The organism is Thermobaculum sp. T2p, assembly GCF_059335935.1.
Map to the genome: position 1 here is coordinate 38,193 of NZ_JANZYQ010000037.1, position 26,898 is coordinate 65,090.

The window sequence follows — 26,898 nt, forward strand, 5'->3', positions numbered from 1 at the left end:
TCTGGATAGCGGACGTGCCCCTGCACTGCGTGTTCGAGGCCATCAAGGTGAGCAGGTAGGCACCTATTGACGCAACTATATACGCATTGTATAATATCATTGATGGCCTGAGAGGATGAAGGACTACTACCGCATACTGGGCGTGCCCTCTAACGCGAGCTACGAGGAGATCAGGCGAGCCTATCGCAGGCTCGCCAAGCAGTATCATCCCGACCTGAACCCCTACGATCCCTACGCCAACGAGAAGTTCAAGGAGATCAACGAGGCTTACCATGTGCTGAGCGATCCTTGCCAGAGGGAGAGCTATGACCTGGATAGGGAGTACGCCTATAGCCAGCAGGCTGCCGGTAGCTACTTCTACGGCGGCTACTCCCCTGGAGCCAACCCCCGCTGGTATGGCCAGTATGCTCCCTGGGACGCCGGTGGCTCGAGCCCACCAGGTAGCAGGGGGTATGCCGGGGCGGCGCACGCCACGACCGATCCCAAACCACCCAAGGATTTACACCTGCACCGTTACGTGCTGTGGGCGTTGGTGGCGATCGAGCTCATGCTTGGACTGCTGCTCTGGGTGGGGGGCACGCAAGCCGTCTTGGCGCTCATAGAGCGCAGGCCAAAGCAGGTGCGCGACGCGCTCATCGCCGGCACAGCCTTCTTCATCTTCAAGTTGGTGGCGACCTTGGGAACAGCTTTCGGCCCCACACCACCGGCTATCGAGCTGGTGTTGTGGGGGGTGCCCGTGGTCTCCGCCGCCCTGCTGTGGTGGGAGTACAACGAGTAAGAGCTCAAGTCCGACGCGCCTCGACCAGCTCCAACAGACCGAGCGCCCTGCGCTCCAGGTGCTCTACAGAGAACCCCTCTAGATGGTCCAGGGGATCCCGCAGCAAGTGGTCGCCCCACAGCCTGGCTACGGGCTCCAACGCCCGCTGGAGGGACCTCACCAGGGGCACGGGGCTCCGCACGTGCTCCAGCAGGAGCAGCCGGCCGCCGGGACGCAGCACCCTCCTGGCCTCCCGCAGGGCTGCAGCAGGATCCGGGATGGTGCACAGCCCCAAGGTGATGACCACCGTGTCAAAGGCGCTATCCGGTAGACCCAGGTGCTGGGCATCCCCCACAAGCAGCTTGACCCTGCGCCCCGCTTGCCTCGCCCGGCGATGTGCCCTCGCGAGCATGCCGGGGCTGAGGTCCACACCCACCAGCTGCACCTCGCTCGGGTAGTACGGCAGGTTAAGGCCTGTACCGATCGCCACCTCCAGCACCTTCCCCTCCGCCCTAGAACAGATCCGAGCGCGTGCTCCCCTTAGCAGCGCATCGAGGGGAAACAACAACAGGTCGTACAGGGGAGCGATCGCATCATAGATACCCCTCAGCTTGCCAAGGGTATCCTCACCCACCTAAGAGACCACCACTACGTCGCTGGCTCGCACGAAGGCGATCCTGTGGTTGAAGGATATCACGTAGAACAGCTCGTTACCATCTACCACCCTGTAGTCCTCCGGAGCGTTGAAGGTCACGGCGTAGTAGTCCTGGGCCCTAACGGGTCCCCAAGCCACGTAGTACTGCCCGGCGGGTATGGCGTACTGCAGGGGCTGGAGCGTGTGGATGATGGGCACGCCCGCGGAGGCGTAGTCCTCGGGCGAGGGGTAGGCCGCCCCATACACCTGCACGGCCGCCGCGCCCGGCCTGGGCGTCACCAACAGCCCACCGCTCTGCACCGTGTTGGCCCTGCCACCTGGGTTGTAGAACCAAGCCTTCACCCCACCATAGAAGATCGCGCTCCAGTCACCCCTCTGCTCAGCCAGGTAGAAGCGCTGACCGGTAACCGCCTTGTCACCCCAATCGTAGGCGAGCGTCGTGCCCGCCGAGCCGTCGGGGTGCAGCGCGGGATCGCTGATCAGTGGGGCATCGAAGCTCGGCGCGGTGTGCAGGTACACGAAGTTCGCTGGCTGGTTGGGCAGCGTGTACGCGTCGCCCTCCGAGTCGGTGTACGTCACGGTGGGCTTGTTGGTGTGGAAGTTGGGCGCGATCATGACGATCCTTCCAGCGGTCGTCCCGTGCGCCCGCTGAGACCTGGGAGCTACTCCGAGCAGGGCCATGTAGTGCGCCCAGTCCCAATACGGGCCCGGATCCCAGTGCATACCTCCCTGGTAGGCCGGCCCCGGCCCAGGCACATCGTCGTGCCCCAGGATGTGCGCCCGGTCCAGAGGGATGTGGAACCTCGCAGCCAAATACTTCACCAGCCTGGCGGAGGACCTGTACATCTGCTCGGTGTACCAAGTAGCACCCTCCACCGCAAAGCCCTCGTGCTCGATGCCGATGGAGTGGATGTTGACGTACCAGTTGCCCGCCTGCCAGGCAATGTCCTTGGTGGGCACAAGCTGCGTCACCAAACCATCGGAAGACCTGATGAGGTAGTGGGCGCTCACGTAGCTCTGCGAGGTGAAGGTCGATAGCGCGCTGGCATAGGACCCTTCAGTATCGTGGATGATGATGTACTGGATCTTGAGACCGTCAGCGGGCCTGTTCGCTAGGTCGTAATTACCGTAGTCCCCGGGATCGCTCGAGAACTGAGCGTACAGCGCGGGCACATAGTCGCAGGCCAACCCAGGCGGGCACTCAGCCTCGCGCTCCCTGAGGCTGCGCAGGTGCAGTCCCTTGGCAGTGCTCTTGTCGGGCACCACGTGCTGGGCTTGCAGGCGCACCACCTGCCCATCCGCAAGCACTCGGGCTGCGCCGCTGTTGATCGTGGCGTACACGTCGTCGGCGAAAGCCTTGGCAGCCTGCAGCACATCCGAGCCGCTGAACTTGGCAACGGCCCCGTACCACTTAGCTGGATCGCTCGGGGTACCCCCAATGAGCTGTCGCTCATAGCTCGCCAGGAGCGCTGCCCCTCCCCGGATGTTCTGCGCGGGGTCGCGCTTGAGCACCTCGGGAGATACTCCCAGCAACCTGGCAGCTGCCTCCAACGTATGGTAGCGAGGCACGGACTTGACCGAGACCCATCGTCGCTCCGGCCGACCACCCTGCCCTCGGCCGTCGACGACCGGCACCCGATCGACCTCCGAGAGCGCCATCACGCCGTAGGACCCGTCAGCGCTAGGCTGCCCGTCATGGTGCTCCCAGAGCGACTTGTTATAGGCCACCGCGAGCAACACCGGGAGCGGCACATGAAACTCCCTGGCTGCCCGGGAGAAGTCTCTCTGTAACCTGTAATGATCGGCGCTCGCCATCACCGGACGTGGCAACAACGCTCCCAGCAGGCATACTACCAGCAGCAAGGTCGGAAAAGGATCACATCGACGCAGCATCTTGATACCCTCCGTTGCAGATCGACGGCCTGATGGTAGCACCACCCACGACTGCAGGTCAATACCCCATAGGTATGGTACAATCCACCGGAACACGAGAGGAGTGGATATGGCGAACAGAGAAGTCAGGGTGAGGCAGAGCCCGAACATCATCGTCCGCGTAGTGTACTTCCTGTTCCTGGGATGGTGGCTGGGCGGGGCAGTATCGGGCCTGGCTTGGCTGCTGGTAGTGTCGATCATCGGCCTGCCGCTCGGCATCTACCTAATAAATAGGCTACCCACCTTCGTGACGCTGCGGATGCCCGACGAGCACCTCGTGGTGCAGGCCGGGACGATCGTCAGGGCCACCAGCAGCCAGCAGCTCCCGTTCCTGGCACGGGCCATCTACTTCCTGCTGGTAGGTTGGTGGTTCTCCGGGCTGTGGCTGTCAGTGGCTTACCTGCTGGTGCTGTCCGTGGTAGGTCTCCCGTTGGCCTTCTGGATGTACAACCGGGTGGGTGCTGTGACCACCCTCTTCAGGTATTAGCAGCTCTGGCAGAGAGTATGCTGGAGACGGTCACATGGAGATGCTAAGACGCCTGACATCGCTGCTGACTAGACGCTCGGAACGGGAGGACGACCCCGAGCTGCAGGACGGGGCGCGCATCCAGCTGCGGAGCATCTTCGGCGACGGCGAGGAGATCCCCCGTCGCTACACTTGCGACGGAGAGGATGTCTCTCCTCCTCTATGGTGGGAGGGAGTCCCCGAGGGCACTATCAGCCTGGCTCTCCTGGTGGACGATCCAGACGCCCCTCTGGGCACCTGGGGGCATTGGGTGCTGTTCAACCTACCACCGGATACCAAGGAGTTGCCCGAGGGGGTGCCGAGGGACCCGCGGCTTCCGAACGGCGCCGTGCAGGGACGTAACGACCTAAGGCGCACCGGCTATCAAGGACCTTGCCCCCCTAGGGGCACGCACAGGTACAGGTTCCGCCTCTACGCGCTGGACGCCCGGCTGGACATCGGACCCGACGCCAGACGCCCACAGCTACTGGAAGCCATGAGGGGCCACGTCCTGGGCTGGGGAGAGCTCGTCGGCACTTACGGGCGAGCACGCTAGCCCTACCCGACTACGAGGAAAGCGTCCACGTCCACCCGGGTACCAGTCGAGCCCGCGGGCCTAATGCCGGTTACGTACACCCTGAGCGTATGCTGCACGCGGGGGGCCAGCCCTGTGCGCACGAACACCAGACGCCGCGCCAGGTAGGAGCTGGAGTAGAGGTTTATAGTCGCCACCTTCACACCATCCAGGTACACGTAAGCGTAACCTCGGTTGCTGGCCCTGGGAGCCACCCACGCCACCTGGCTACCTCTGAAGCTGAATGTGGCAGAATACCCCCGCCTGCTGGCGTACGCAATGTACCTGCCGTAGGCGCTGGGCACCTCCCGCCGGTCCCAGGAGCCCACGTAGGTGATCGCCCGGCTCGCCTCTTGATAGGACCTCACACTGAAGGCTGCCGCTGCCTGCCAGGCGCTCCAGTTGCCCACCCTGTCCACGGCCCTCACCCGGAACTGGTACCTGCCCGGCGCAAGCTGCCTGTACAGTGAGGTCGATGTGGTGCCGCTCGTCACCCAGCTCCAGGGCTGCCAGGCTCCATCCACGTACCGCCTCTGCTGCACCTGGTACCTGGCCACCCCACTGGTGGCATCCCTCCCTGACCAGGTGATCCTCACTGGCACGCTCGTCGTGCCTAGCGCCGAGCCTGCTACCAACTCGTGGATGGGAGGGGTCACCCTGGGGCTCGTGGTATCCACCCGCCAGCTTGCACGCGCTGGGGTGGGATCGATGTTGCCCGCAGCGTCGATAGCCCTCACCCGGAAGGTGTGGGGACCCTGGGCAAGACCCGTGTACGTCCTGGGGGACGCGCAGGCAGCAAAGGGGGCCCCATCCAAGCTGCACTGGAAGATGGAGTCGGGCTCAGTAGATGAGAACTCGAAGGTGGCCGAGGTGCTCTTCACCAGGCCGGACTGATCAGCAGTCACTTTTGTGTCCGGTGCCACCTCGTCCGGATGGCACTGACCCGTGCCGGCATCGTTCCAGCCCTGCCCGGATATCGGGACAAACTCGTAGTCGTAGCCCTCGGAACGCAGCGTGAGCTTGAGCACGCCGAAGGCCTCATCGTTCTGCACCTGGCTGCCGGCGGCTACTGTACCCAGCCCCCATAGGTTCTTACCTCCGGTCCCGACCACAAACTCCCTCATACCGATGGGGTCCTCTTGGAGATCGGGGTTGAGCGGGGCGAACCGCTCGTACAGGTGCGAGTGACCCGCGAGCACGATGTCCCCGCCCGCGTCATAGAAGGCCTGCCAGAGAGGCTTGACTGCCGGCGTGGCGAAGGTCTCCGTCCTGCCGTTAATGGGCGAGATTGCGGTGGACGCCACGTACGGGTGGTGCATGAACATGAGCTGACACATGCCTTGGTGCTCCGCGAGGTCCCGACGCAGCCAACGCTCTTGGGGCGAGCCCTCCGCACAGGACACCCTCGCACAGTTACTGTTGACCGCGTAGATGCGCCAGGACCCGAGCGTGAAGGCGTAGTAGCCCTTGTCCCTGTCCCCAGCCATGCCACTGAAGTTGCTACGGCCATTGAAGTAATCAAAGTAGCCGCAGGCCGGGCTGTTACCGCATGTGGGGTTGCCGTACTCGTGGTTGCCCGGCACGGGACGCAGCTTAGTTTTGACACGACCCCACGACCGATCGAAGTAGCTCAGGAAGTCCTCGTAGAGACCCTGCTCGTACTGCAGATCCCCAAGCGCCAGCACAGCATCAGGGTTAATGGCAGTGGGCAGCAGCAGATCCGAAGTCTCCAAGTCCTTGCAGGGCTGGGAAGCCCGCTGATCCCCGTTACAGGCGATATCCCCCGCAGCCGCAATCACCGGATCGGTGGCCGCACGAGCAGTCCGTAGTGGAAAATAGCCTACCAAGATGACCAATAGGTAGAGGAGGACGAAGACCCGGATACATCCCTTCCTCAATGCACACTCTCCTATAGACATCATTATATACAGAGCAGTACATTCTGCTTAGACGTATACTCCCAAAGTGTAGTATGTAGCTGGGAGCAATGCTAATAGCCAGATAGTACTACCGACAAGCAGGATCGGGGGTATGGGGTCTCCCTGCCCACGCAGATGGCGCTACCACGTTCGAAGAAGCTCCCTGCGCCCGAGGACACTCTCATCAACACCAACAGTACCAGCAGGTACCAAGGGACCGCGCCCCTGGAAGACTTCCCGACAACACCCTTTGTCGATAAGTGCTTGGAGGTATTCTTGCCAGCGACCGCCTCATTGATCGGCTGGTCCAAGGACGACAAGAGTCACCATCACCGGCCTTGTTGACCCCATCGCCTTGGGTGTCTCCAGGCTTCTTGTCGCCTGCAAAGAGTATGGGGACATACCACTGACTATCACCTGGTGATCGCCAGGTCTGCACACATCTGCCGTCGTAGCAGGTGCTCTGGTTAGGCTTGTCCTTGGAGGAGAATGTACAGCGGCTTCCCGCTGGAATCGGTAAGGATGTTGCCGTAATCCTTGTTGTGCATTACCATCACACCAGCTTCGGTCTCCGCCCAGGAAACGGCAGCGAAGACTAGCGGCAGGTAGCATCAAGCAGAATAGATAGCAGGATGCGCAGTGCTCTAAAAACATTGACCCTCCTCGGGCTGAACCTCTGCTCCCTACTACACTCCTTTTCGGCGGCCTTCCTGCAGGAAGAGGCTGCGTAAGACGTGGACCACGTTGCCATGCGGCATCACCAGCAGCTGTTGCGCATCCCGCCAACACGTGCGAGGGAGGTATAGATCAGCACGAACTTATCCGCATCTATATAGTTACAGCGCCAGCATACTTCCAGCGAGGTCGACGACCAGTCCAGTCAAGGTAGTCCGATAAAGGAAGATTACGTTTACCTTCTACCACCTGGGTATGTCGAGGGAAGTAGATCCACGCCCCAGATTCCGCCAGCAATGCGGCCGTAACGCAGCTAGCAACCTGTATCTGCTCACACCTGGTAGCGGCCAGGTCGTGAGCGAGGGCGAAAGCCGCCTCCGGCGGCAGGGCTATGGTGACGGCCTAGGAGGTATCGCGGGCCCACCTCTCGTAGTCCCGGCGGGAGGAAAAGGCGTTAGTGCCTGCACCGGGCCCTTACTGGAAAGCGCCGTACCGAATGACAACAACGCACTCTCGAAGACCCCATAGGCTGCCTAGTTATGTGCGCCGTTACCTGGCGGGAGGACAGTAACGGCGCACAATGACCGAATCTTACCCCAGCACGGGCGGCACCATCAGAGCATCCATGAAGCAGTGCGCATAGAGGTGTTTCCCGCACGTATCAAACCCGTGACGGGTCTGCCTCGGCGGGGAGGTCCTCCGGGCGTATCCTTACATCTCCTTAGAGAGGGGTTCCACCAGATCCCCCAGGATCCGTGGCCGACATCCTCCGGTAGATCGAGGGACTGCGCGAGGCACTCCACCAGCTCTTCAGGCAACTCTATCTCCCTGTAGTCCATCGGACATCTCTCCTCGTACATATCTGGCTGTCATTGACTAGCCCTGGGCGGGCCTTACGTCCGACGCTAGGCTGCGCAGCAGGACAGCTTCTTCACGTCGCGGCTGAAGGACTGCGCGGCGAGCTTGAGCCCCTCCGCCATAGTGAGATAGGGAGCGAAGGTGTCGAGTAGGTCGGAGACCCTCAGCCCGAATCTAGTCGCCAGCACAGCAGCGTAGATCACGTCGCCCGCGTTCTCTGCCACCACCTGGACGCCGAGCAGTCTGTCGGAGGAGGACTCGACCACGAGCTTGAAGAGCCCCAGGTCGTCCTCGTTCACCCGGGCCCTGGGCACGGCGTCCAGCGGCAGGATAGACGTCTTGACCTCGAGGCCCTTGGCCCTGGCCTCTGCCTCGGTCATCCCGACGGAGGCTATCTGGGGCTGGGTGAAGATCACGCTGGGGAGGGCGCTCAGGTCCCTGTAGGTCCTGCTATTTGTAAGCGCGTTCTCCGCCGCCAGCCCCCCCTCGTAGGCCGCCACGTACACGAACTGTGGCGTCCGGGTGACGTCGCCAGCAGCCCACACCCTGGGGTTGGTGGTCCTCTGGGCTTCGTCCACGGCTATCGCGCCGGTATGGTCGAGCTGCACGCCTGCCACGGGAAGATCCAGGGCCTCCACGTTGGGACTCCTGCCGGTGGCCACGAGGATCTCCTCCCCCCTCAAGGTGACGATGCCATCTCCGGTGCGCACCTCCAGGAGCTTGGAACCGCCGTCGCGCAGGACACGCTCGACCCTCGACCCGGTCAGCACGGCTATCCCCTCCCGCCGGAGCACCTCCATCACTACATCCGAGACCTCGGCATCGTACTCTCTTAGTAGCCTGTTTCCCCGCTGCATGATGGTCACCTGGCTCCCCAGTCGGCGGAACACCATCCCCAGCTCGAGCGCCACGTACCCCGCCCCTATGATAAGCAGCGAACTCGGGACGTGGTCCAGCTCCATCGCTGTGGTGCTCGTGAGGTATCCTGCCTCCTCCAGCCCCGGTATCGGAGGCACGCTAGGGTGGGCACCGGTCGCCAACAGGTAGTGCCTGCCCCTCACCCTGCGATCGTTCACCTCGAGGGTGCTCCCGTCAACGAAGCGCGCCTCCCCTAGCTCCAGCTCCCAGCCATACTCACCTATCAGGTCCAGGTACTTCTCCTGCCGGAGCTGCTTGATGAGCTCCCCCTTCTGTCGCACGAGCTCGCCCAGATCGACCGAGGAAGCGTGGGTCTCGATGCCATCGTAGGGTTGGTGGCCCGCCTCGTGATACACCTCCGCGGAACGCAGGAGGAACTTACTGGGGATGCAACCCACGTTGACACAGGTACCACCTATGGTGCCTCTCTCTATCATGAGCACCCGTGCACCCAGCTCGGTAGCCCTTATGGCAGCGGCAAACGCCGCACCTCCCGAGCCCACGACCACGAGGTCGTAGTCGTGACCATCGTGCATCACCCCACGGCGCTCCTCCTGGGTCACGTCGACCACGCCGTCGGGCACGTAGCCGGCCTCGATCACCGCCTGCCGCAGGGCACTCAGGGCACCTTCGAAGTAGAAGCTGGCTTCGCCCTTAAGGTAATCCACACTCACTTCCTGGGCTCCCGCCCTCTCCAGCGCGCCCATGACCACCTCGGCACAGTGGCTGCAGGTCATGCCCTGTACCCTCATCCTGTAGTGCCTAGCCCTATCCGTTGTCATCATGGCTCTCTCCTTATAATTGGTTAATGCTCTTGTTGCCTGGAGCTCACCACCCTGGCGGTGTAGTGGTGCACCGTGCCCCTAGCTGCCTCCTCGATCGCTCGTACCAATGTCTCTGGCGCCAGCTCCGCCGCGTGGTACACCTCCGCCATGCCGGTCTGCCAATTCACATCCGCCCGCACTACGCTCCCGAGCCCCATGAGTGCCGACCGCACCCTCTCGCCGCAGCGCTCTCAGGTCATGTCATCGATCTCTAGCAGCGTCCTCCAGATAGCTTGTGGCTCCATTGGGATCCTTACACCTCCTGCAAGCGGCTGGTATATCATCCATACTTGATATAGCACAGGGCCTGCCGCATCCTAGCGCTTGGCATCTAGGCCCGCAGGTTGTAAATTATATCAGCAAGACATGATATCATGGTTACATGAATTATTGCAAACTACGGGTGCGAGACTATGGGCAGATACATCAAGGTAGATCTTGGCTTGCTGGCCTGGACACTCCTGGGAGCACTTATGGCCGGCTGCGGCTATACGACGAACCAGGCACTTGGCGAGGGGACGACGCCGGCCGCGCAAGCCACTCCAGATCCAGGGCCCACCCTTGGGACCACTCCAGCGATAACTCCCACGCTCGAGAAGAGCTGGGTCCTCAAGGAGCGTAGCACTTGGAGGAGGGCAAACGCCGGTAACAGGGCGCATCCAAGGACAAACGGGCCCGACAAGACGCCATCGCGGGCGACCAAGCCGCGAGTGCGCTCGCGCACGGTGGATGTGTTGGTGTGGCTCCGCCTGCAAGAAGTGCGCATCAGCAGCCAGGCTCTGCGGGAAGCCAGATTCCGCTCTCGCCTGGTAAGGCTGCTGGAGGGGACCAGGGGTGTGGCGTCAGCTAGGGCAGGTAGCTCCCCTGCTGGCGTGTCCATCTACCTACGCCTGAGTCCCAGGCACCCGGACCTAGGGCCACCGCTCGACTTCGTCGTGCGCCAGATCAAGTCCCATCTGGGAGAGGGCGTCAAGATCAGGCTGCTGCTAGTGGACAGACAGGGTAAGCCTTTGCCTGTTGGCTGCGGTTGCCCTCTGCCACCGACCAGCTAGCGGGAATTACTTAGGGAGGTATCGCTTATGTTACGTAGAATCATCGGGGTGTTGCTTCTGGGCACTGGGGTGATCGCCTGCCCGTGCCACCTACCACTGACCCTGCCCATCATGGTGGGGCTGCTCGGCGGCACGGCTCTGGGTTCCCTGTTGACGAGCAACCCTCTGATCCTCGGGATCGGCATGCTGATATACTTCGTGCTCGCCATCGCTGCGGGCATCAAGCTGCTGGGCTCTGGCAGTCGAGAGCGCAATGTCAACGCAGACTGCTGCGGGATTGATCACCTCCGTTCGGAGGGCCAAAGTGGAAAGGAGGCTGAGAATGTCGTCCGCAGATAAGAAGATTAGCTCATCTAATTCCTCGTCCCGGGCGGGTGGCGGGGGAGTACTCCTGCTGGTTGGGGTGGTCATGCTCGCGGCCTTCTTGGTGGGCGCCCTCCTGCTGGGTCGAGAGAGCTGGCCGCGGCTGGGCCCGGGGCAGGCAGGGAGCTCGGCGCAGCAGCGGGCTCCGGACTTCAGCGTGACCACGCTGTCTGGGAGCATCTTCACGCTCTCAGCCAACAGAGGCAAGGCAGTCGTGCTCATGTTCACCGCTCCCTGGTGCTACTCCTGCATCCCCGAGATAGCCAAGCTGAACCAGCTGTACGACAAGTACCACGGCCAGGGGCTAGAGGTGCTGGTGCTGGACGTCGAGAGCGACGACAGCAGGCAGGATCTTCTGAGCTTCAAGCGGCAGACCAAAGGCGGGAACTACGGCTGGGCGGTCGACCGTGACTATAAAGTGACCACGGCCTACGGCGTGCAGGTCGCCGACACCAAGGTGATCATAGACAGGCAGGGGAGGGTGATTGCTAGGTTCGAGGGTGGTACCTCCCAAGGGGAGCTCGAGGCGGCGGTGCGGGAGGCATTGAGATGAGCTCGGCTCCCATCGCGCTGGCCTTCTCGGCAGGGTTGGTGGCGGCGTTCAACCCCTGCGGCTTCGCCGTGCTGCCAGCGCTGCTGTCCTACGTGCTGCACGAGGTCGCCTCCCCCACCGAGCACCCTGGTGCGGGTAGGCTAGCCACGGGGCTGCTGTTCGGCCTGATGATAACCTTCGGGTTCGTCAGCGTGTTCCTCTTGTTCGGGGCGCTCCTGACTCTGGGAAGTAGAGCTATCATGAGCTACATGCCGTACGTCTCGCTCTTGGTGGGGACGGTACTGGTGCTGCTGGGTGCCTACCTCCTGACTGGACATCAGCTGCATCTGAGGTGGGTTCCGGGCGTACGGGTGCACAAAGGTGGTGGGGTTGTGTCGTTTTTCGCTTTGGGGATAGGTTACGCGCTCGCCTCCCTCTCCTGCACCATCCCCATCTTCCTGGTCGCGATTGGGGCCTCGGTGGCTGCCGGGGGAGCGCTCGCAGGACTGCTGGCGTTCGTGAGCTACGCACTGGGCATGGGCGTTGTGGTGACTGGAGTGGCGATGGCGACCGCCATCGCGGGGACCATTGCAGTGGGAAGGCTAAGAGGCGTACTCCCGTACGTGCAGAGAGCGAGTGCAGCTATCGTTCTGCTAGCCGGCCTGTACCTGATCTACTACCAGCTAAGCTTACTTGCCCTGCGGTAAGGGTCAGATTATACTATTAGATAATTACATAGTTACCTATCATAAGTTGCTTGTGTTGTAGGAGGTGAAGGTGAGTTCCGAGCTGACCTCTACGCGGAGCTACCGGCGCGAGGGTTTGGTCGGCATAGCTCTGCTGTTGGGCCTGGCGCTGGTTGGCCTGTACTTCGTCAAGTGGGATCCCTACTTCCATAAGGCACTCAAGGCGCTATCGACCCACACGCTGGGCAACCCAATAGTATACGATAGATCCGGCCAGGCTCCTGCACCCTCGCTCTCCAGTGGTCTGGAATACGCCCTGACATATTTCAAGGCCGTGTGGCAGGCGATGCTTTTAGGGCTGCTGATGGCGGCCACCATCGAGACGTTCATCCCCAGAGACTGGCTGGCGAAGGTGCTCGGCAGCAGCAGCATGCGCTCATCCTTCCTGGGAGCGGTCATGGCCCTGCCGTGCATGATGTGTACCTGCTGTGTGGCCCCGGTGGTCAGGGGCATCAGGAGGCGTGGAGCTTCCACGGGCAGCGCAGTCGCCTTCTTTCTGGGTAACCCCACGCTCAACCCCGCAGTGATCGTGTTCACGCTCTTTGTGCTTGGTTGGCGCTGGGCGCTGCTGCGCTCGGTACTTGGTGTGTGCCTGGTGCTAGTGGCTGCCGCCCTAGCTAACAGGATAGCCGGGTCGCAGGAGGTATCGATGGAAGCCCTGTATACATCCCTGCCGGAAACTAGCTCGGCATCCAATCCCTTGGTGCGCTGGCTACGCAACTTCGCCGGGATAACCCTCAAGCTCGTACCGGAGTACGCGGTTATAGTGCTTGCCTTGGGAGCTCTGAGAGGCTACATCTTCCCGCAGCTGGACGGCGGCTTATCCCTGTCCTGGGATGGGGTGGTCCTCTTGGCGCTGGTGGGTACGCTGTTCGTGATCCCCACTGCCGGCGAGGTACCGATCGTCCAGGCGATACTCGCTGCGGGGCTTGGGCCAGCTCCCGCCGCCGCGCTGCTGATGACGCTGGCACCTATCAGCTTGCCATCGATCGCCATGGTCTGGACGAGCTTCCCCAGGAGGGTACTGCTGCTGTTGGCCACGCTCACGTGCGTGTGCGGGGTGCTCGCAGCGGCGATAGCCTCTGTGGTCATGGCAACCTAAGCTCTTAGGATTGGATCCCTCGCACAGGCCCGCCAGCCTAAACAATATCAGCGCTGGCCAAGCGCAGCCAGCGCTGCGAGCCCGGGAGCTCCCCTTCATGAGCCACTGCTTTGTTCCCCACCACTCCGTGGACGCCACGCAGCCCCAGGCGAAGTAGAGCTTTTGGGTGCCACTCCTCGCGTTAGCTGGTTATCGTCTGGTATGAGCACCGCTCCTCAGCACCAGTGCCACCATCCGCCGGGGCCACGAGGCTCGCTAGCTGCTAGGTGTAACGCTCGCCTTACCTATATAATAGGGGTAGATATACCACACAGGAGGATCGTCTTTTGAGCGAGGCCATCACTCAGGGGGCACAGGAGCCCTACAGCGACACGGAGCTCAAGGCCAGGTTCTTCCGCGTGCTGGGCGATCCCGTGCGCATGGGCATCCTGGAGCTACTGCTGGAGGGAGAGAAGAACGTCTCCGAGATCGTGAGCAGGCTGGGGATGTCACAGAGCAGGGTATCCAACCACTTGGCGTGCTTGCGATGGTGCGGGTTGGTATCTGTCCGCCGCAAGGGGAGCTTCATCTACTACAGCATAGCTGACGAGCAGCTTAGAACGCTTCTGGAGCTTGCAAACGATAGAGTGGATCACTTCGCTCAATCGCTTGCAAGCTGCGGCAAACTTAACGAAGAAGGGGTGCCCTCCTACTAGGGCACCCCTTCAATCTATTTAGGAAGCTCTCCGAACCTCAACTCCCCGCCCACAGCCGCCCTGAGGGACACCTCCTGCTTACCCGGCTGCACGGAATCGTACAAGTGACAGGCAACAAAGTGCCCCGGGCGTATCTCTCGCAGGCGAGGTACCACTTCCTTGAAGCTGGGCTGTACATAGGGACACCTGGGGTGGAAACGGCACCCCGAAGGCGGATGCAGCAGGTCTGGAGGTGATCCAGGTATGCCGGTTAGCTTGCGCTTCTCGCCGCTGATCGAAGGGAAGGAGTTCATTAGCCCGTAGGTGTAGGGATGCAGCGGGTTGTCGAACAGCTCCCTGGAGGGAGCCATCTCAACTATCTGTCCAGCATACATTATGGCTATACGGTCTGAGAACTCCACCAGAAGCGATAGGTCGTGGGTGATGAACAGGATGGAGAACCCAAGACGGTCCTTGAGCTCCTCGATCTGCTGCATGATCTCCTTCTGCACCACCACGTCGAGCGCGGTCGTGGGCTCATCCATAATCATCAGCGGTGGATTGAGGGCCAGGGCGGTGGCGATCACGGCTCTCTGCCGCATGCCGCCCGACAGCTGATGTGGGTAGGATCGCAGGCGAGAGGACTCAATGCCCACGATCTCCAGCAGCTCAGCTGCCCTCTCCCATGCCCGCCGCTCGGACATGTCCGAATGGGAGGTAATGGCATCCACGATCTGGTCACCGATCGTCATCACCGGGTTGAGGGAGTTCATGGCGCTCTGAAACACCATGGAGACGGAGGACCATCTAAAGCGCTCCAGCTCCTCGTCGCTCATCGAGAGCACGTCCTTGTCCTGAAACCTGATGCGGCCGCCGGTAATGATCGCCGGTGGACGCAGGATGCGCATGATAGCGTGCGCTACGGTGGATTTACCACAGCCCGACTCGCCCGCCAGGCCGAACACCTCGCCGGGGGCTATCGAAAAGGATACGCCCTCCACAGCCCTCACCGGCCCCCCGCCGGTGACGTACTCCACGTGCAGGTCCTCGACCTGCAGCAGCGCATCTCTACTTGGCTCGGAGGACAGGGGTTGCCCTGCTGAACGGGATCTTGTGCTTTCTGAGGACATGCGAACCTTCCCTTTCTGCTCGAAGTCTTGGGTTTGTGATCTCGTCTACCGCGTAGTTGATCAGCGAGAACGCGAACGCCACCAGGGCTATAGCCAGACCAGCCGGCACGAACGTCCACCATGCGCCGGTCAGCAGCCCCGCGTTGTTCTGCGCCCAGAACAGGATGGTGCCCCAGGTCACGGTGCTCACGTTGCCCAGCCCCAGGAACTCCAGCCCGGCCTCGGCGCCTATGGCGTAGGTAACGCTGCCGAAGAAGCCAGCGACAACGATTGAGGTCATGTTGGGCAGGATCTCCCTGAAGATGATTCTGGGCGTGCTCTCACCGCTCACTATCGCCGCCGCTACGAAGTCCTTCTCTCTTAGCGACAGCGTCTGTGAGCGCAGCACTCGGGCACCCCAGGGCCAACCTGTGGCCGCGAGCACCAATACTATAGTGAGGGGACCAGGGGGTAGAAACGTGGCCAGCACCACCAGCAAGGGCAGGCCTGGGATGATCAGCACTATGTTCATGAACATCGACAGGATGTCGTCCATCCTGCCGCCCACGTAGCCGGCGGTCATGCCTATGGCTATGCCTATCAAAGTCGTAACTATACCTACGGCGAAGGCTATACCCAGCGAGGTGCGCGCACCCCACACCAGCTGCGCGAACATGTCGGCGCCCTGGCCGTTCGTGCCCAGTATGTACTGCCTGGATGGCGGTTGGTTCGGGGGGCCCACGAAGGCGTTGGGATCACCCGGCGCGATCACTGGAGCGAGTATGGCCAGGAGGACGAACGCCCCTATTATCACGAAGCCCACCACGGCCTTGCGGTTGGCAAGCATCATCTTCATCCAACGCCACCGCTCGGCCCTGGGGGCGGGAGCGGCGCTAGGGATCACCATCGCCTGGCCTGTGGGAGATACCTCTACGGTGTCTACCTTGTCTTGTGGATCAATCGTTGCCATCACTACCTCCAGAGAACTAACTGACCCTCACACGAGGATCAAGCCTAACGTACAGTATGTCCACCAGCAGGTTAGCCAGAAGCACCGCCAGAGTGATCATCAGGAAAAGCGCCTGCATCAGTGGGTAGTCTAGGTTCTGCACGGCCCTGTAAAGCTGAAAGCCCACCCCTGGATAGCTGAATACTATCTCGGTGACTATCTGGCCGCTGACGACGAAGCCCAACGCCATGCCGAACGAGGTGACGCTCGGCAGCAGGGCGTTGCGGGCAGCGTAGTTGAACATGACACGCCGCTGGGGTAGGCCCTTGGCCTCTGCCATCGTCACGTAGTCCTCTCCCAGAACGGATATCATGGTATTACGCATCCCCAGCAGCCAGCCACCAATGGACACGATGATGATCGTGAGCGCGGGCAGGATCATATGGTAGATCACGCTCCAGATGAACCTCCAACTGAGCTGGGGCGCGAGGTTATCCGCGTAGGCATGTCCCATGGGGAAGATGTTCATCTTGAAGCCCAACAAGAACAGAAGCAGCATAGCGAACCAGAAGTAAGGGAAAGAGCCCACGAATATGGTAAGGGGAGGCAAGACCGTATCGATCCAACTTCCCCTCCTCCAGGCCGCCAGTATACCCAGTAGGTTGCCCAGCAGGAAGCCCAGAATCAAAGTTACCGCACCCAGCAGCAGCGTCCAGGCCAGGCCCGTAGAGATCACCGTGGTGACCTTGGCGGGGAAGGACGATATAGATATGCCGAAGTTGAAGGAAAATATCTGGCCAAGGTAGGTGAAATACTGCTTCCAAAGCGGCCCCTCTACGAAGCCGTAGGCTTCCTTCAGGCTCTGTAGCTGCTCTGGCCTGAGCTGCCCCCTGAAGGAGGCGAAGATCACCGAGGCTGGGTCCCCAGGCATAGCGCGAGGCAGGAAGAAGTTCAAGGTGATGGAAGCCCAAGCAGCTATCAAGTAGAAGCCTATCCTCCTGATTAAGAACCTCATAGCTCTATTCCTTTCGCTTATCTAGAGAGCTGGGTGGTGGCATATATTGCTAGCCACCACCCATATATTACTTCTACTCAGGCTTAACTGTGGTGAGAACGATCAGAGCCTCAGGCATCCAAGTAGACCCTACCGCATATGGATTCTTCTCGTTAGGAAAGTCCGTGAAGCGCCGAGTGTTGTACTCGTACCACATCGGGCCAGGGAACAATGGGATAGATGGAGCATTCTCGACGAACAGCAGCTGGAGCTGCTCGGCGATCTTCTTCTGTTCGTTAATGTCAGAAGTAGCAGCAAATTGATCTAGCAGCTTATCGGCCTGTTCGTTCTTATACCTATGCCAGTTCTCGCCAGCAGCCGTGCCTATAGGCTGGTAACTCAGCCTAGACATCTGGCCACGATAGAAGTTGAACGGAGTTGGGCCTCCAGAGCTCCAACCTATTGACATATCGAAATCGCCCTTTTGGACTTTATCGAACCAGACGTTGTAATCGTAGCTCTTGACCGAGACGTTGAAGCCCACCTGCTTGAGGTTTTGGGCCATGATCTGGCAGGCGGAGACCCAGTCGGTCCACCCAGCCACCACGTTGAGTTGGTAGACCAGCGGTCTGCCCTGATAGGTGCGGATGCCACCAGCGCCGCGCCTAAGGCCAGCTGCATCAAGCATCTGGTTGGCTTTGTTGGGATCGTACTTGACCCAGTCCCCCTTCTGTATGGCCTCCTGACTCTTCCAGGTGCTGTAGGCATCGCTCAGGCCAGTGGCATCAGCAGGGTGGGTGTATCCATACTCAGCCACCTTAGCTATCTGATCCCTGTTGATCGCCATGCTGATGGCCTTGCGGACGTTGGGATCATCGAAAGGCTTCTTGGTGGTGTTTAGGTACAGCATCACATCCGCACCCAACGCTGGGAACCAATACCCAAAGTGCTGAGGATCTTTGGCGACAAAAGTGCGCTGGATATCAGGGATGAAGTTCGCGGCCCAATCAACCTCGCCCTTTATGGTCGCTAGATTCGCCTGGTCGTTGCCTGGGTAGGCCGGCATCCTCAAAACCTCGATGTACGGCTTGCCTTGCTGCCAGTAGTTGGGGTTCTTGCCCAGCTCGTACACTTGATTACGGAAGGTCTTGACTTGAGTGAATGGGCCGGTGGCCACCGGGTTGGGGTTGGTGAACTTGGCAGGGTCCTTCACGTCCTTCCAGATATGCTCCGGCACTATCACCTGCCCACCGATATCGTAGAACCCTATAGTGTAGAGCTTCTTGAACTTGAACTGCACCGTCTTCTCATCTAGAGCCTTAACCGAGCTCAGATATTCCCAGGCGCCAGAGCCACCACCCACTAGCCCCTTATTCTGACGCATGTAGTTGAACGTGAACTCTACATCCTTAGCCGTGAACGGCTGACCATCCGACCACTTTACACCGTCGCGGACCGTGAAAGTCAGGGTCTTGTTATCATCACTCCACTCCCACTTGGTCGCCAGCCAGGGCACCACCTGCTGCTTGACGGTGTTGTAGATGATCATCGGCTCATAGATGCCGTTGGTGGTTGGCCAGAGGTTGTTGGCCGAGAACGGGTTGAAGTTGCGTATCCAAGTAGATTGCAGTTGAGCGGAGACGGTTAGCGCCTTGCCCCCACCCGAGGTCTGCCCACCAGTAGGCTGGGTAGCCGCAGGTGTGGGGCTACCAGCTGGAGACGCAGCCGGCGTCGCAGAAGCCGCCGGAGACGGCGAGGCTGCCGATGGGCTGGGAGAGGCCGCCGATGGACTGGGCGATGCGGTCGAAGGACTGGGGGAAGCAGCGGATGGACTAGGAGAGGCCCCTCCAGTAGTAGTGGTGGGGGTGCTGCCCGCACCACCTCCACATGCCACCAATACGGCACTTCCGGCCGCCGCAGCGGAGATCCGCAGGAATTTCCTCCTATCAAGCTTGTTACCTTCTGCCAATTTTACTACTCCTTTCAAATAGCTCATGCTTCGACGAATTTGGCTTAGTAAGTAAGGGTCAAGTCCAGCAAGGTAGATAAGACCAGACTTAAAACCCTATAGAACCACCTCCTTTACATACATAGCGCCCATGGCTCAAGCTATCAGACGCCATGCGAGCTCACATTGCTGGAGTCGCCGACCTGAGCATCTCTGCCCGGCCCATATAGATGACACCTAACCCAATGGTTGGTTTCCACCACCTCCACTCCGGGCATAACTTGCCTGCAGATATCCATCACATGCGGACACCGGGGCGCGAACGGACACCCTGGCGGGGGGTCAATCAGGGATGGCACCTCGCCTCTGGCCTCCAGCCTCCTCTTCTTCAGACCAGCATGGGGGTCGGGCACGGCCGAGAGCAGCAGGCGCGTGTAGGGATGTGCGGGACGCGTGATCACGGCCTCGCTGTCACCACCCTCCACCATCCTGCCCGCGTACATGACGTTGACCTCGTCACCAATGTAACGGGCACTGGCTATGTCGTGAGTTATGTAAAGATAGCTGATGCCCCGCTCCTCCTTCAGGCGCTCCATGAGGTTGAGGATACCTATGCGGATCGAGACATCGAGCATCGATATGGGCTCGTCGGCAAGCATCAGCTCGGGATCCACCGCGAGGGCGCGCGCGAAGGCGACCCTCTGCCTCTGCCCACCGGAGAGCTGGTGCGGGTACTTAGCTGCGAAGTCCTCCGGAGGGTTCAAGCCCACAGATGCAAGCAGTTCGTGCACCCTGTCTCGCAGCTCGCCCCTGCCGGATACCTTCTTGTGGATGAGCAGCGGGCGCTCCAGGTGATGTCCGATGGTGTGCACCGGGTTAAGGGAACCGAATGGATCCTGGAACACCATCTGCACCTCGCTGCGGTACTTCAGAGATGCCTTGCGGGGCTCGGACTTGAGCACGTCTTGCCCCTTGAAGACTATCTCCCCACTAGTGGCCGGTAGCAGCCTGGCGATCAGCCGGGCGGTGGTGCTCTTGCCGCTGCCCGACTCACCCACTAAGGCCACCACCTTCCCCTTGCCTATGTCGAAGCTGACGTCCTCCAGGGCGTGCACGCTCTTGCGGGAGAATAGCGTGCCCACAGGGAAGTGTTTGGTGAGATGTCTGACCTGTAAGATCGGAGCGTAACCGTTACTACCCTCTCCTGCCACCAAGTACTCCTCTCTAATGCTATCAACCGTTTAAACAAGCTAATTATTAGACCGGTATAGTACATATCCAGGGTAATAAAATATATCGGTTGTAGTTACTTGTCAAGCCTGGACAGTAACATACCCACCGCTTGTTGTACAATTCGCCTATAGCAAGATCGGGATGGTGAGGCAGATGGACGTCAAGGGTTTATTGTTAGATATAGATGGTGTGTTGGTGGACGCTGGCAGGGCCGTTCCTGGAGGGCCCGAAGCATTGCGTGCGCTCGCGTCCGAGGGCATACCCTATAGGTTAGTATCTAATTCATCGCAGAGAAGCCGAAGGGCGCTGGCGATGCGCCTGCTGTCCATGGGGTACTCCGTGGACCACGAGGAGATCTTCACCCCAGCGGTGGCGGCGGCAAGGTTCCTGGTCTCCAAGCGCGCCTCCGCCTACCTGGCCGTCAGGGAGGAGGCCAAGGAGGACTTCCAGGAGGTGGGAGTGCGCGAGGACGACCGGCACCCACGCTACGTGGTCCTGGGCGACATGGGAGAGGATGTGACCTACGGCAGGCTGAACCGCATCCTCCGTTTCCTGCTCGGGGGCTCCCAGCTCATAGCGCTGGGCAGGACGCGCATATGGCGCGCTCCCGATGGGCCGGCGCTCGACGTCGGGCCGTTCGTGGCCCTGTTCGAGGAAGCTACTGGCAAGCAGGCGCTGGTGTTCGGTAAACCCGAACCTGGAATATTCCTGGAAGCTTGCAGGGCCATGGCCTTACGGCCACAGGATGTGGCGATGGTGGGAGATGACGCCGACGTTGATGTGGCAGCGGCCAAGCGGGCGGGGGTAGCCAAGGGGATACTAGTGCGTACAGGTAAATATCGCCCTGGCGACGAGTCGAGGTACTCACCGCCACCGGACGAGGTGCACGACTCCTTCCCCGAGTTCGTGCAACACTTCCTGTCAGCGGTGCGCTCGGCCACAGGCAGCCCGTAGCTTGCCTTCGTGGCCGCTATGCCCCATACTCTCACTATGAGGTGCGCACGAAGGTCCCTAGTTCTCAGCCCCAAGGGACGAGTGGGCTAAGATGGGCATTCACCTGCCGATCGAGCACCTGCTCGCCACCTACGGCTACCTGGCGCTCTTCCTGTTGATAGCGGCAGAGAGCATGGGGATCCCCATGCCCGGGGAGACTATGCTCATAGCTGCCGGGGTGCTCGCCGGCACCTCCCACTCCTTGGACATAAGATGGGTCATAGCTATAGCTTCTGTTGCAGCAATCGCGGGAGACAACCTGGGATACTGGGTGGGTCGCACGGGCGGACAGCGGCTGCTGGCCCGCTATGGGAGGTACCTGCGACTGGACGAAAGGCGCCTGGCGCTGGGCAGGTGGCTCTTTGCCCGCTACGGGGGCAGGATCGTGTTCTTCGGACGCTTCGTCTCCCTCCTGCGTACCTGGGCGGCCTTCCTAGCGGGCACCAACGCCATGCGATGGAAGCACTTCCTGCTGTACAACGCCTTAGGCGGCATCTCGTGGGCATCCATCTACGGCCTGCTGAGCTACTTCTTGGGGTCGAGGATATCCGAGCTGGAGGGGCCAATGAGGATCTTGTCTATTGCTGCGCTGGTAGCCGGCTTGCTGCTGGTCGCCCTCGCCATCCGGCGGGGGGAGACGAGGCTGATGGAGTCCATGGAGAGGTCTGAAGCTACCTCTCCAGGTGATAGGGCACGTTAGCCACGACCACGCCCGGGTAGAACAGCAGCGCAGCCTTGATCCGGAGGGCCGTCTGGTTGTGTAGCAGCTGCTCCCACCAGTGCGAGGGCACGAACTCCGGCAGCACCACCACCACCGTGTCTTCCGGATAGGTGCTCTTGAGGGCGCTTATGTAGGCCAGCAGGGGGCGCAACAGCGACCTGTAGGGCGATTCGATGATCAGCAGCTCCACCTCGGGATTCCACTTGTACCACTCCTTGCGCAGCTCCTCCGCCTCCCTGGGGTCATCCTCCACGTGCACCGCGACCACGCGAGCGTTGTTCTGGGTCATAGCCTGTGCAAAGGCCACCGCTTGCTTGGCCTGCACCCCTAGGTCGCGAATCGGGACCACAGCCCTGATCCTGATCTGCTTGGGGTCGGTGGGCAGCTCTGTGCCCCTGGCACTCTCTAGACGCATGTAGTGCTTGTGGATCGCCCAGAAGACGGTCACCGTGACGGGGACCAGTATGATCACGATCCAAGCGCCGTGGGTGAACTTCGTCACGCCGATGATCAGCGTCACCACTCCCGTGACCACAGCCCCTACGCCATTAATGATGGCCGACCGCTTCCAACCACGCTCGCGCTCCCTGCGCCAATGCACCACCATGCCGGACTGGGAGAGGGTGAAGCTCGTGAACACCCCAACAGCATACAGCGGTATCAGCTTCTCAACGCTGCCACGGAACACAAGCTCCAGCACGATCGCCACCACGGACAGGGCGATGATCCCGCTCGTGAACGCCAGCCTATCTCCCCTGTACTGGAACACCCTGGGGGCGTAGCGATCCTTGGCCAGGATGGACATGAGCCTCGGGAAGTCCATAAAGGCGGTGGTGGCCGCCAGCACCAATATGAGCGCCGTGGACACCTGCAGCACCCACCACATAGGCCCTGGGCCGAACACCGTGCGCCCGATCTGAGACAGCACGGTCTCGTCCGTGGCGGGCAAAACGTGCAGGTGAGTGGCCAGGAAGCCGACGCCCACCACCAAGGTAGCCAAGATTGTTGCCATCCAGGTCATAGTAGTACGAGCGTTCCGCCATTCAGGAGGTCTGAAGGCTGGCACACCGTTAGCTATCGCCTCCGTACCGGTCATAGCCGAGCAGCCCTCAGAGAAGGCAGCTAGCAACAACAACAGCCCAAACTGCTTGCCACCTGGATGCACCGACGAGGGCGGAGGCGTGTAGTGCAGCCCACCACCCAACATTAACTTATAGAGTCCTACAGCTATAGTAACGTACACGCTCGCGATAAATATGTACGGAGGCAGCGTGAACACCGTGCCCGATTCCCGAACACCCCTCAGGTTGACCAACATGATGAAGAGGATCGCGCCCACAGTGATCTCCACCGTGTAGGGCAGAAGCCTAGGGAACAAGGAAGTGATCGCCGCAGTGCCCGAGGCGATGGATACCGCTACCGTGAGGATGTAGTCGAACAGCAGCGAGGCCGCGGCCACTAGACCTGGAAGCGGCCCCAGGTTCTCGCTAGCCACTATGTAGCTCCCTCCACCCGAAGGATAAGCCTTGATCGTCTGTCGATAGGAGAAGGCCACGATGGCTATGAGCACGGCTATGGCGATGGCTATCGGCATGGTGAGGGATAGGTAGGCTAAGCCGGCGGTGATCAGGATCCTCATGATTGCCTCGGGACCATAGGCCACCGAGGAGATAGCATCCGAAGCCAACACCGCCAGCCCCTTGATCTTGTTCAGCCTCTCGTGTTCCTCAAGCGCTGAGGGTATAGGCCTGCCTACCAAGAGCCTTCGGACCTTGCCCCAAAAACCCTTAGGCTCCACCACCTCGGGCCTGGGCACTATCCAGCCAGGACCAGAGCGGTAGAACTCCGGGCTGGGCTGCACCCGGACAAAGCGATTACCAGGCTTGTTGCCCCTCAAGAGCTGCCGCTTCTCGAGATCGCTGTAGGATATCCTGCTGCTCGAGGTGCCTGCCTGCTTGTTGTCATCCAAGCTCATCCAAAGCCTCCCAACGCATCAGTCGCTACGTCCTCCGGTGAAGATGCGTGCCCCGTATCTGCGCAGGCTCCTACCCAAGCTCCTCATAGAGCTGCGCAGCTTACCTCCTCTCCTCGGTTCTTCAGGAGTGAACTTAGATCGTACGAGGTCTGTAGAGGTAGGTGAGCGCAGCTCTATCTCTACGCCATGCGCGCAAGATAGCTCGCGCAGCAAAGCCTCGAGCATCGCCAACTCGAACTGCGGCAGGGGCTGAGTTTCCGGCAGCAGCACTACCACATGCCACGTAGGATCGGAAGCCGCCAGCACGCATGCCGCCTCCAGCTCATCGCGCGACCGCCTGCCTAGATACAGGACATATATATGCTGTATGGACACATCATCCATGAATCAAGCCTTCCTAAGGCAGTATGGCAACCTGATCGTTAGGAGGTCGTTGGAGTTCTATGAAAGGCTGTTAGGATCTTGTTAGGGCATCAGGAGTCGGCTAGCAGGCGGTAGCCTATCCCAGGCTCGGTAAGGATGTAGCGTGGAGATGCGGGATCATCGCCCAGCTTGCGCCTGAGCTGCGTGATCGTATAACGTACGTTGGTGGAATCGCTGTTTCCCTCCAGGCCCCACACCTCGCGCAGGATCATCCTGTGGGTGACCACCTTGCCCGCGTGCAACGCCAGACACTTGAGGACATCGTACTCGGTGGGAGTGAGGCGAACGAGTTGTTCACCCCGACGCACCAACCTCTTCTCTAGATCGATGGTGAGGTCGCCGCTGTGCACCACCGGCTCAACCTGCTCCCCCCTGGAAGCCCGCCTCAGGGCAGCGCGCAAACGGGCCAGCAGCTCAGCAACACCAAAGGGCTTGACTAGATAGTCATCAGCCCCCATATCCAGAGCTCGCACCTTATCGTACTCCTCGCCCATCACGGAGAGCACGATGATCGGCACGTCGGACCTCTCCCTGATCCACGCACAGACTTCCAGCCCGCTTATGCCGGGTAGCTTTAGGTCGAGCAGCACGATGTCGTACGGCAAAAGTCCAAAGTCCTCGATGCCCTCCTCGCCGGAGGATGCCACCCCAACCGAGTAGCCAGCATTGGCGAGCACTGACTTGAGGATGCGCAACATCTCCGGCTCATCGTCAATCACCAGCACCCTAGCCTTTGGTTGCCTGTTGGTCACCATCCACTACACCTTCGTGGCTTGATCCAAGGGTAATGTGAAGGCGAACTCCACCCAATCGTCTTCCAACTTGCGGGCCTGAAGCATGCCGCCATGGGCCTCGACTATCGCCTTGCTGATCGTGAGGCCCAGACCGCTGCCCAGCGACGCACTCGATGCCCGGTAAAACTTATCGAACACGCGCGAGAGGGATTCATCGGACAACGAATGGGAAGCAACGTTACGGATGACCACCCTGACACCATGAGGCTCAGCACTCACCTCCACCTGGATCTCAGATCCTTCTGGGGAGAACTTGCAAGCATTGTCCAGCAGGTTGGTGAGCACCTGATCGATCTGGAGCGCATCGAACCGCAGGAGCGGCAGGTCTGGGGGAATAGAGATCCTTACTTGCCTATCTCCAAGCAGGGGGCGCATGCGCTGCAGCACGGCACCTATGATCTCATCCAGCGCCTGCAGCTCCATGTTGGGACGCAGCACCCCGGCCTCTATCCTCGACATATCCAGCAGGTTGCCCACCAGATGGTTGAGCCTCTCGGCCTCCCTATCTATAGAGAGCGCTAGCTCCCGCACATCGGGCGAGGTCTCACCATCAGCCTCGAGGATGCCACCAGCCGCCGTCCGTATCACCGACAGCGGCGTCCGAAGCTCGTGAGATATGGAGGACAGTAAAGCGCTCTTCATGCGATCCGACTCCTCCAAGAGCGCCGCCCTCTTCTCCTCGGCGGCCAACCTATCGCGCTCCATAGCTACAGCCACCTGGTCCGCGCACGCCCGCAGCACCCTGAGCTCATCCTGGGTGAAAGCGGTACCCTCCGGAGGTCGCTGGGCTATCAGCACTCCCTTGGAGCGATCATCTATCATGAGCGGCAGTATGGTCCTGTAACCACCCTCCTCCAGCTCATCAGTGCCCCAACGCGCGACCACCTGTAACCTACCGTCGGCATCGGGGATCAACACCCTGCACGCCGAGAGCTGCAGCATCTCGGAAATGTTGCCCACTAATTTACGCAGCAGACCCTCTAGGTTGACATCTAACAAGATGGACCTCGTAAGGTCATTTATCACCTCCAGCTCCCTAGCACGACGGTGCAGCTGAGCCTCCCGCGACCGTAGATTACCTGCCAGTTGACCAGTAATAAGCGCCGTCACCAGGAACAGCACGAGCGCTAGCCACTCATCGGGATCTCGGATCGTCAGCGACCAGGTGGGCTGCACGAAGAACCAGTCGAACGCTAGAAAGGCCGCTATAGAAGCCACCACCGCAGGACCACTGCCGTAGAGCACGGCGAGCGCCAACACAAGCAGCAGGTAGATCATTGATATGTTGGCGATGTGCCAGCGCGTGAAAAGCAGCGATATAAGGCGCGTTATCGCTGCTACGCCAATCAAAGACAGGCCGTAGCCTGCAGCTGTGCTGCGGACCACGGCCTGTAGGTGCCGGCGCCTCCAAGAAGCTAGCAACGCCCTAAAATCTGTGATATTAAATGTATTTGCTTTCGAGGTCACACGCATCCCGCGTGATTATAGCACTAGGATCCTAAGCGCTCACCCCCTGTGCCATGCGCTGGGCCTGGGGCATAGGCTCAGCAGCGGACCTACCGATAGCTGCAGCCACCCTTCTGACACCAGTCATCAGCTGCTCAAACTCCTCAAAAGTCACCTGCTGGGCATTATCGCTCATCGCTCCCTCCGGATTGGGATGCACCTCCACC

25 protein-coding genes and 2 pseudogenes are annotated in these 26,898 nt (G+C 60.6%); 11 read left to right on the forward strand and 16 right to left on the reverse strand.

The window, feature by feature from the left end; all coding sequences use genetic code 11:
• The first annotated feature begins 115 nt into the window (after window positions 1–115).
• Window positions 116–778 (forward strand): DnaJ domain-containing protein, encoded by a 663-nt coding sequence (locus N2245_RS14135; RefSeq protein WP_494537348.1) that lies wholly within the window; start codon window positions 116–118, stop codon window positions 776–778.
• 4 nt (window positions 779–782) lie between these two features.
• Here the strand turns inward: N2245_RS14135 and N2245_RS14140 are convergent, their stop codons facing one another.
• On the reverse strand, window positions 783–1,391 hold the full coding sequence (locus N2245_RS14140; protein WP_494537349.1) for a class I SAM-dependent methyltransferase: 609 nt from the start codon (window positions 1,389–1,391) through the stop codon (window positions 783–785).
• The gene (locus tag N2245_RS14145; RefSeq protein ID WP_494537350.1) at window positions 1,392–3,305 is read right to left on the reverse strand and encodes an N-acetylmuramoyl-L-alanine amidase; all 1,914 of its coding nucleotides are present in this window, start codon (window positions 3,303–3,305) and stop codon (window positions 1,392–1,394) included.
• Between the two features lie 109 nt (window positions 3,306–3,414).
• Between N2245_RS14145 and N2245_RS14150 the strand changes: the two genes are divergently transcribed.
• Both N2245_RS14150 and N2245_RS14155 read left to right on the forward strand, forming a co-directional pair.
• Window positions 3,415–3,831, forward strand: a complete 417-nt coding sequence (locus N2245_RS14150; RefSeq protein ID WP_494537351.1) for a YccF domain-containing protein — start codon at window positions 3,415–3,417, stop codon at window positions 3,829–3,831.
• Between the two features lie 34 nt (window positions 3,832–3,865).
• Window positions 3,866–4,405 (forward strand): YbhB/YbcL family Raf kinase inhibitor-like protein, encoded by a 540-nt coding sequence (locus N2245_RS14155; RefSeq protein ID WP_494537352.1) that lies wholly within the window; start codon window positions 3,866–3,868, stop codon window positions 4,403–4,405.
• Between the two features lie 2 nt (window positions 4,406–4,407).
• On the opposite strand, the gene N2245_RS14160 is transcribed toward N2245_RS14155, so the two are convergent.
• From N2245_RS14160 to N2245_RS14180, 5 genes and pseudogenes are all read right to left on the reverse strand, one after another.
• Window positions 4,408–5,547, reverse strand: a complete 1,140-nt coding sequence (locus N2245_RS14160; protein ID WP_494537372.1) for a hypothetical protein — start codon at window positions 5,545–5,547, stop codon at window positions 4,408–4,410.
• A 111-nt stretch (window positions 5,548–5,658) separates the two neighbouring features.
• Window positions 5,659–6,345: pseudogene (locus N2245_RS14165) on the reverse strand (metallophosphoesterase family protein); the annotation flags it as partial.
• Window positions 6,346–7,608: 1,263 nt separating this feature from the next.
• A pseudogene (locus N2245_RS14170) lies at window positions 7,609–7,659 on the reverse strand (hypothetical protein); the annotation flags it as partial.
• Between the two features lie 263 nt (window positions 7,660–7,922).
• Window positions 7,923–9,575, reverse strand: a complete 1,653-nt coding sequence (gene merA, locus N2245_RS14175) for a mercury(II) reductase (RefSeq protein ID WP_494537370.1) — start codon at window positions 9,573–9,575, stop codon at window positions 7,923–7,925.
• Between the two features lie 23 nt (window positions 9,576–9,598).
• A complete protein-coding gene (locus N2245_RS14180; RefSeq protein WP_494537353.1) occupies window positions 9,599–9,790 on the reverse strand; it encodes a hypothetical protein in 192 nt (63 codons plus the stop codon).
• A gap of 240 nt (window positions 9,791–10,030) precedes the next feature.
• Here N2245_RS14180 and N2245_RS14185 point away from each other — a divergent pair, with 240 nt between their 5' ends.
• From N2245_RS14185 to N2245_RS14210, 6 genes are all read left to right on the forward strand, one after another.
• Entirely contained in the window at window positions 10,031–10,669 is a 639-nt protein-coding gene (locus N2245_RS14185; protein ID WP_494537354.1) for a hypothetical protein, read from the forward strand.
• Between the two features lie 27 nt (window positions 10,670–10,696).
• Window positions 10,697–11,008, forward strand: coding sequence for a hypothetical protein (locus N2245_RS14190; RefSeq protein ID WP_494537355.1), 312 nt, complete (start codon window positions 10,697–10,699; stop codon window positions 11,006–11,008).
• Window positions 10,992–11,585, forward strand: coding sequence for a TlpA family protein disulfide reductase (locus tag N2245_RS14195; RefSeq protein ID WP_494537356.1), 594 nt, complete (start codon window positions 10,992–10,994; stop codon window positions 11,583–11,585). Before N2245_RS14190 ends, N2245_RS14195 begins: the two co-directional genes overlap by 17 nt.
• On the forward strand, window positions 11,582–12,271 hold the full coding sequence (locus tag N2245_RS14200) for a cytochrome c biogenesis CcdA family protein (RefSeq protein WP_494537357.1): 690 nt from the start codon (window positions 11,582–11,584) through the stop codon (window positions 12,269–12,271). The genes N2245_RS14195 and N2245_RS14200 overlap by 4 nt, the downstream gene beginning before the upstream one ends.
• Window positions 12,272–12,341: 70 nt before the next feature.
• Window positions 12,342–13,412 carry a permease gene (locus N2245_RS14205; protein WP_494537358.1) on the forward strand — a complete coding sequence of 357 codons (1,071 nt, stop codon included), beginning with the start codon at window positions 12,342–12,344 and terminating at the stop codon, window positions 13,410–13,412.
• A 326-nt stretch (window positions 13,413–13,738) separates the two neighbouring features.
• Complete coding sequence (locus tag N2245_RS14210; protein ID WP_494537359.1) at window positions 13,739–14,107, forward strand: ArsR/SmtB family transcription factor; 369 nt, start codon at window positions 13,739–13,741, stop codon at window positions 14,105–14,107.
• A 14-nt stretch (window positions 14,108–14,121) separates the two neighbouring features.
• Here the strand turns inward: N2245_RS14210 and N2245_RS14215 are convergent, their stop codons facing one another.
• From N2245_RS14215 to N2245_RS14235, 5 genes are all read right to left on the reverse strand, one after another.
• Entirely contained in the window at window positions 14,122–15,123 is a 1,002-nt protein-coding gene (locus N2245_RS14215) for an ABC transporter ATP-binding protein (protein ID WP_494537371.1), read from the reverse strand.
• A gap of 31 nt (window positions 15,124–15,154) precedes the next feature.
• Window positions 15,155–16,165 (reverse strand): ABC transporter permease, encoded by a 1,011-nt coding sequence (locus N2245_RS14220; RefSeq protein WP_494537360.1) that lies wholly within the window; start codon window positions 16,163–16,165, stop codon window positions 15,155–15,157.
• Window positions 16,166–16,181: 16 nt separating this feature from the next.
• Window positions 16,182–17,159, reverse strand: coding sequence for an ABC transporter permease (locus N2245_RS14225; RefSeq protein ID WP_494537361.1), 978 nt, complete (start codon window positions 17,157–17,159; stop codon window positions 16,182–16,184).
• Window positions 17,160–17,232: 73 nt separating this feature from the next.
• A complete protein-coding gene (locus N2245_RS14230) occupies window positions 17,233–19,107 on the reverse strand; it encodes an ABC transporter substrate-binding protein (protein WP_494537362.1) in 1,875 nt (624 codons plus the stop codon).
• Between the two features lie 143 nt (window positions 19,108–19,250).
• Window positions 19,251–20,297, reverse strand: coding sequence for an ABC transporter ATP-binding protein (locus tag N2245_RS14235; RefSeq protein ID WP_494537363.1), 1,047 nt, complete (start codon window positions 20,295–20,297; stop codon window positions 19,251–19,253).
• A 175-nt stretch (window positions 20,298–20,472) separates the two neighbouring features.
• On the opposite strand from N2245_RS14235, the gene N2245_RS14240 reads away from it, so the two are divergent.
• Together N2245_RS14240 and N2245_RS14245 are read left to right on the forward strand one after the other, a co-directional pair.
• Window positions 20,473–21,273: a TIGR01458 family HAD-type hydrolase gene (locus tag N2245_RS14240; protein ID WP_494537364.1), complete on the forward strand. Its 801-nt coding sequence runs from the start codon at window positions 20,473–20,475 to the stop codon at window positions 21,271–21,273.
• Between the two features lie 91 nt (window positions 21,274–21,364).
• Window positions 21,365–22,012 (forward strand): DedA family protein, encoded by a 648-nt coding sequence (locus N2245_RS14245; RefSeq protein ID WP_494537365.1) that lies wholly within the window; start codon window positions 21,365–21,367, stop codon window positions 22,010–22,012.
• Here N2245_RS14245 and N2245_RS14250 read toward each other — a convergent pair.
• The 4 genes from N2245_RS14250 to N2245_RS14265 form a co-directional block, all read right to left on the reverse strand.
• Window positions 21,984–24,008: an APC family permease gene (locus N2245_RS14250; protein WP_494537366.1), complete on the reverse strand. Its 2,025-nt coding sequence runs from the start codon at window positions 24,006–24,008 to the stop codon at window positions 21,984–21,986. The genes N2245_RS14245 and N2245_RS14250 overlap by 29 nt on opposite strands.
• Window positions 24,009–24,026: 18 nt before the next feature.
• A complete protein-coding gene (locus N2245_RS14255; protein ID WP_494537367.1) occupies window positions 24,027–24,392 on the reverse strand; it encodes a hypothetical protein in 366 nt (121 codons plus the stop codon).
• Window positions 24,393–24,481: 89 nt separating this feature from the next.
• On the reverse strand, window positions 24,482–25,186 hold the full coding sequence (locus N2245_RS14260) for a response regulator transcription factor (RefSeq protein WP_494537368.1): 705 nt from the start codon (window positions 25,184–25,186) through the stop codon (window positions 24,482–24,484).
• Window positions 25,187–25,189: 3 nt separating this feature from the next.
• Window positions 25,190–26,692: a DUF4118 domain-containing protein gene (locus N2245_RS14265; RefSeq protein WP_494537369.1), complete on the reverse strand. Its 1,503-nt coding sequence runs from the start codon at window positions 26,690–26,692 to the stop codon at window positions 25,190–25,192.
• Between the last annotated feature and the right edge of the window lie 206 nt (window positions 26,693–26,898).

What these genes read in the sequence shown, in the direction of transcription:
- N2245_RS14220 (WP_494537360.1), bottom strand. Translation starts at nt 16,165, where the DNA reads ATGGCAACGATTGATCCACAAGACAAGGTAGACACCGTAGAGGTATCT.
- N2245_RS14240 (WP_494537364.1), top strand. Translation starts at nt 20,473, where the DNA reads ATGGACGTCAAGGGTTTATTGTTAGATATAGATGGTGTGTTGGTGGAC.
- N2245_RS14185 (WP_494537354.1), top strand. Translation starts at nt 10,031, where the DNA reads ATGGGCAGATACATCAAGGTAGATCTTGGCTTGCTGGCCTGGACACTC.
- N2245_RS14245 (WP_494537365.1), top strand. Translation starts at nt 21,365, where the DNA reads ATGGGCATTCACCTGCCGATCGAGCACCTGCTCGCCACCTACGGCTAC.
- N2245_RS14155 (WP_494537352.1), top strand. Translation starts at nt 3,866, where the DNA reads ATGGAGATGCTAAGACGCCTGACATCGCTGCTGACTAGACGCTCGGAA.
- N2245_RS14160 (WP_494537372.1), bottom strand. Translation starts at nt 5,547, where the DNA reads ATGAGGGAGTTTGTGGTCGGGACCGGAGGTAAGAACCTATGGGGGCTG.
- N2245_RS14135 (WP_494537348.1), top strand. Translation starts at nt 116, where the DNA reads ATGAAGGACTACTACCGCATACTGGGCGTGCCCTCTAACGCGAGCTAC.
- N2245_RS14255 (WP_494537367.1), bottom strand. Translation starts at nt 24,392, where the DNA reads ATGGATGATGTGTCCATACAGCATATATATGTCCTGTATCTAGGCAGG.
- N2245_RS14195 (WP_494537356.1), top strand. Translation starts at nt 10,992, where the DNA reads ATGTCGTCCGCAGATAAGAAGATTAGCTCATCTAATTCCTCGTCCCGG.
- N2245_RS14250 (WP_494537366.1), bottom strand. Translation starts at nt 24,008, where the DNA reads ATGAGCTTGGATGACAACAAGCAGGCAGGCACCTCGAGCAGCAGGATA.
- N2245_RS14145 (WP_494537350.1), bottom strand. Translation starts at nt 3,305, where the DNA reads ATGCTGCGTCGATGTGATCCTTTTCCGACCTTGCTGCTGGTAGTATGC.
- N2245_RS14150 (WP_494537351.1), top strand. Translation starts at nt 3,415, where the DNA reads ATGGCGAACAGAGAAGTCAGGGTGAGGCAGAGCCCGAACATCATCGTC.
- N2245_RS14190 (WP_494537355.1), top strand. Translation starts at nt 10,697, where the DNA reads ATGTTACGTAGAATCATCGGGGTGTTGCTTCTGGGCACTGGGGTGATC.
- merA (WP_494537370.1), bottom strand. Translation starts at nt 9,575, where the DNA reads ATGACAACGGATAGGGCTAGGCACTACAGGATGAGGGTACAGGGCATG.
- N2245_RS14200 (WP_494537357.1), top strand. Translation starts at nt 11,582, where the DNA reads ATGAGCTCGGCTCCCATCGCGCTGGCCTTCTCGGCAGGGTTGGTGGCG.
- N2245_RS14260 (WP_494537368.1), bottom strand. Translation starts at nt 25,186, where the DNA reads ATGGTGACCAACAGGCAACCAAAGGCTAGGGTGCTGGTGATTGACGAT.
- N2245_RS14225 (WP_494537361.1), bottom strand. Translation starts at nt 17,159, where the DNA reads ATGAGGTTCTTAATCAGGAGGATAGGCTTCTACTTGATAGCTGCTTGG.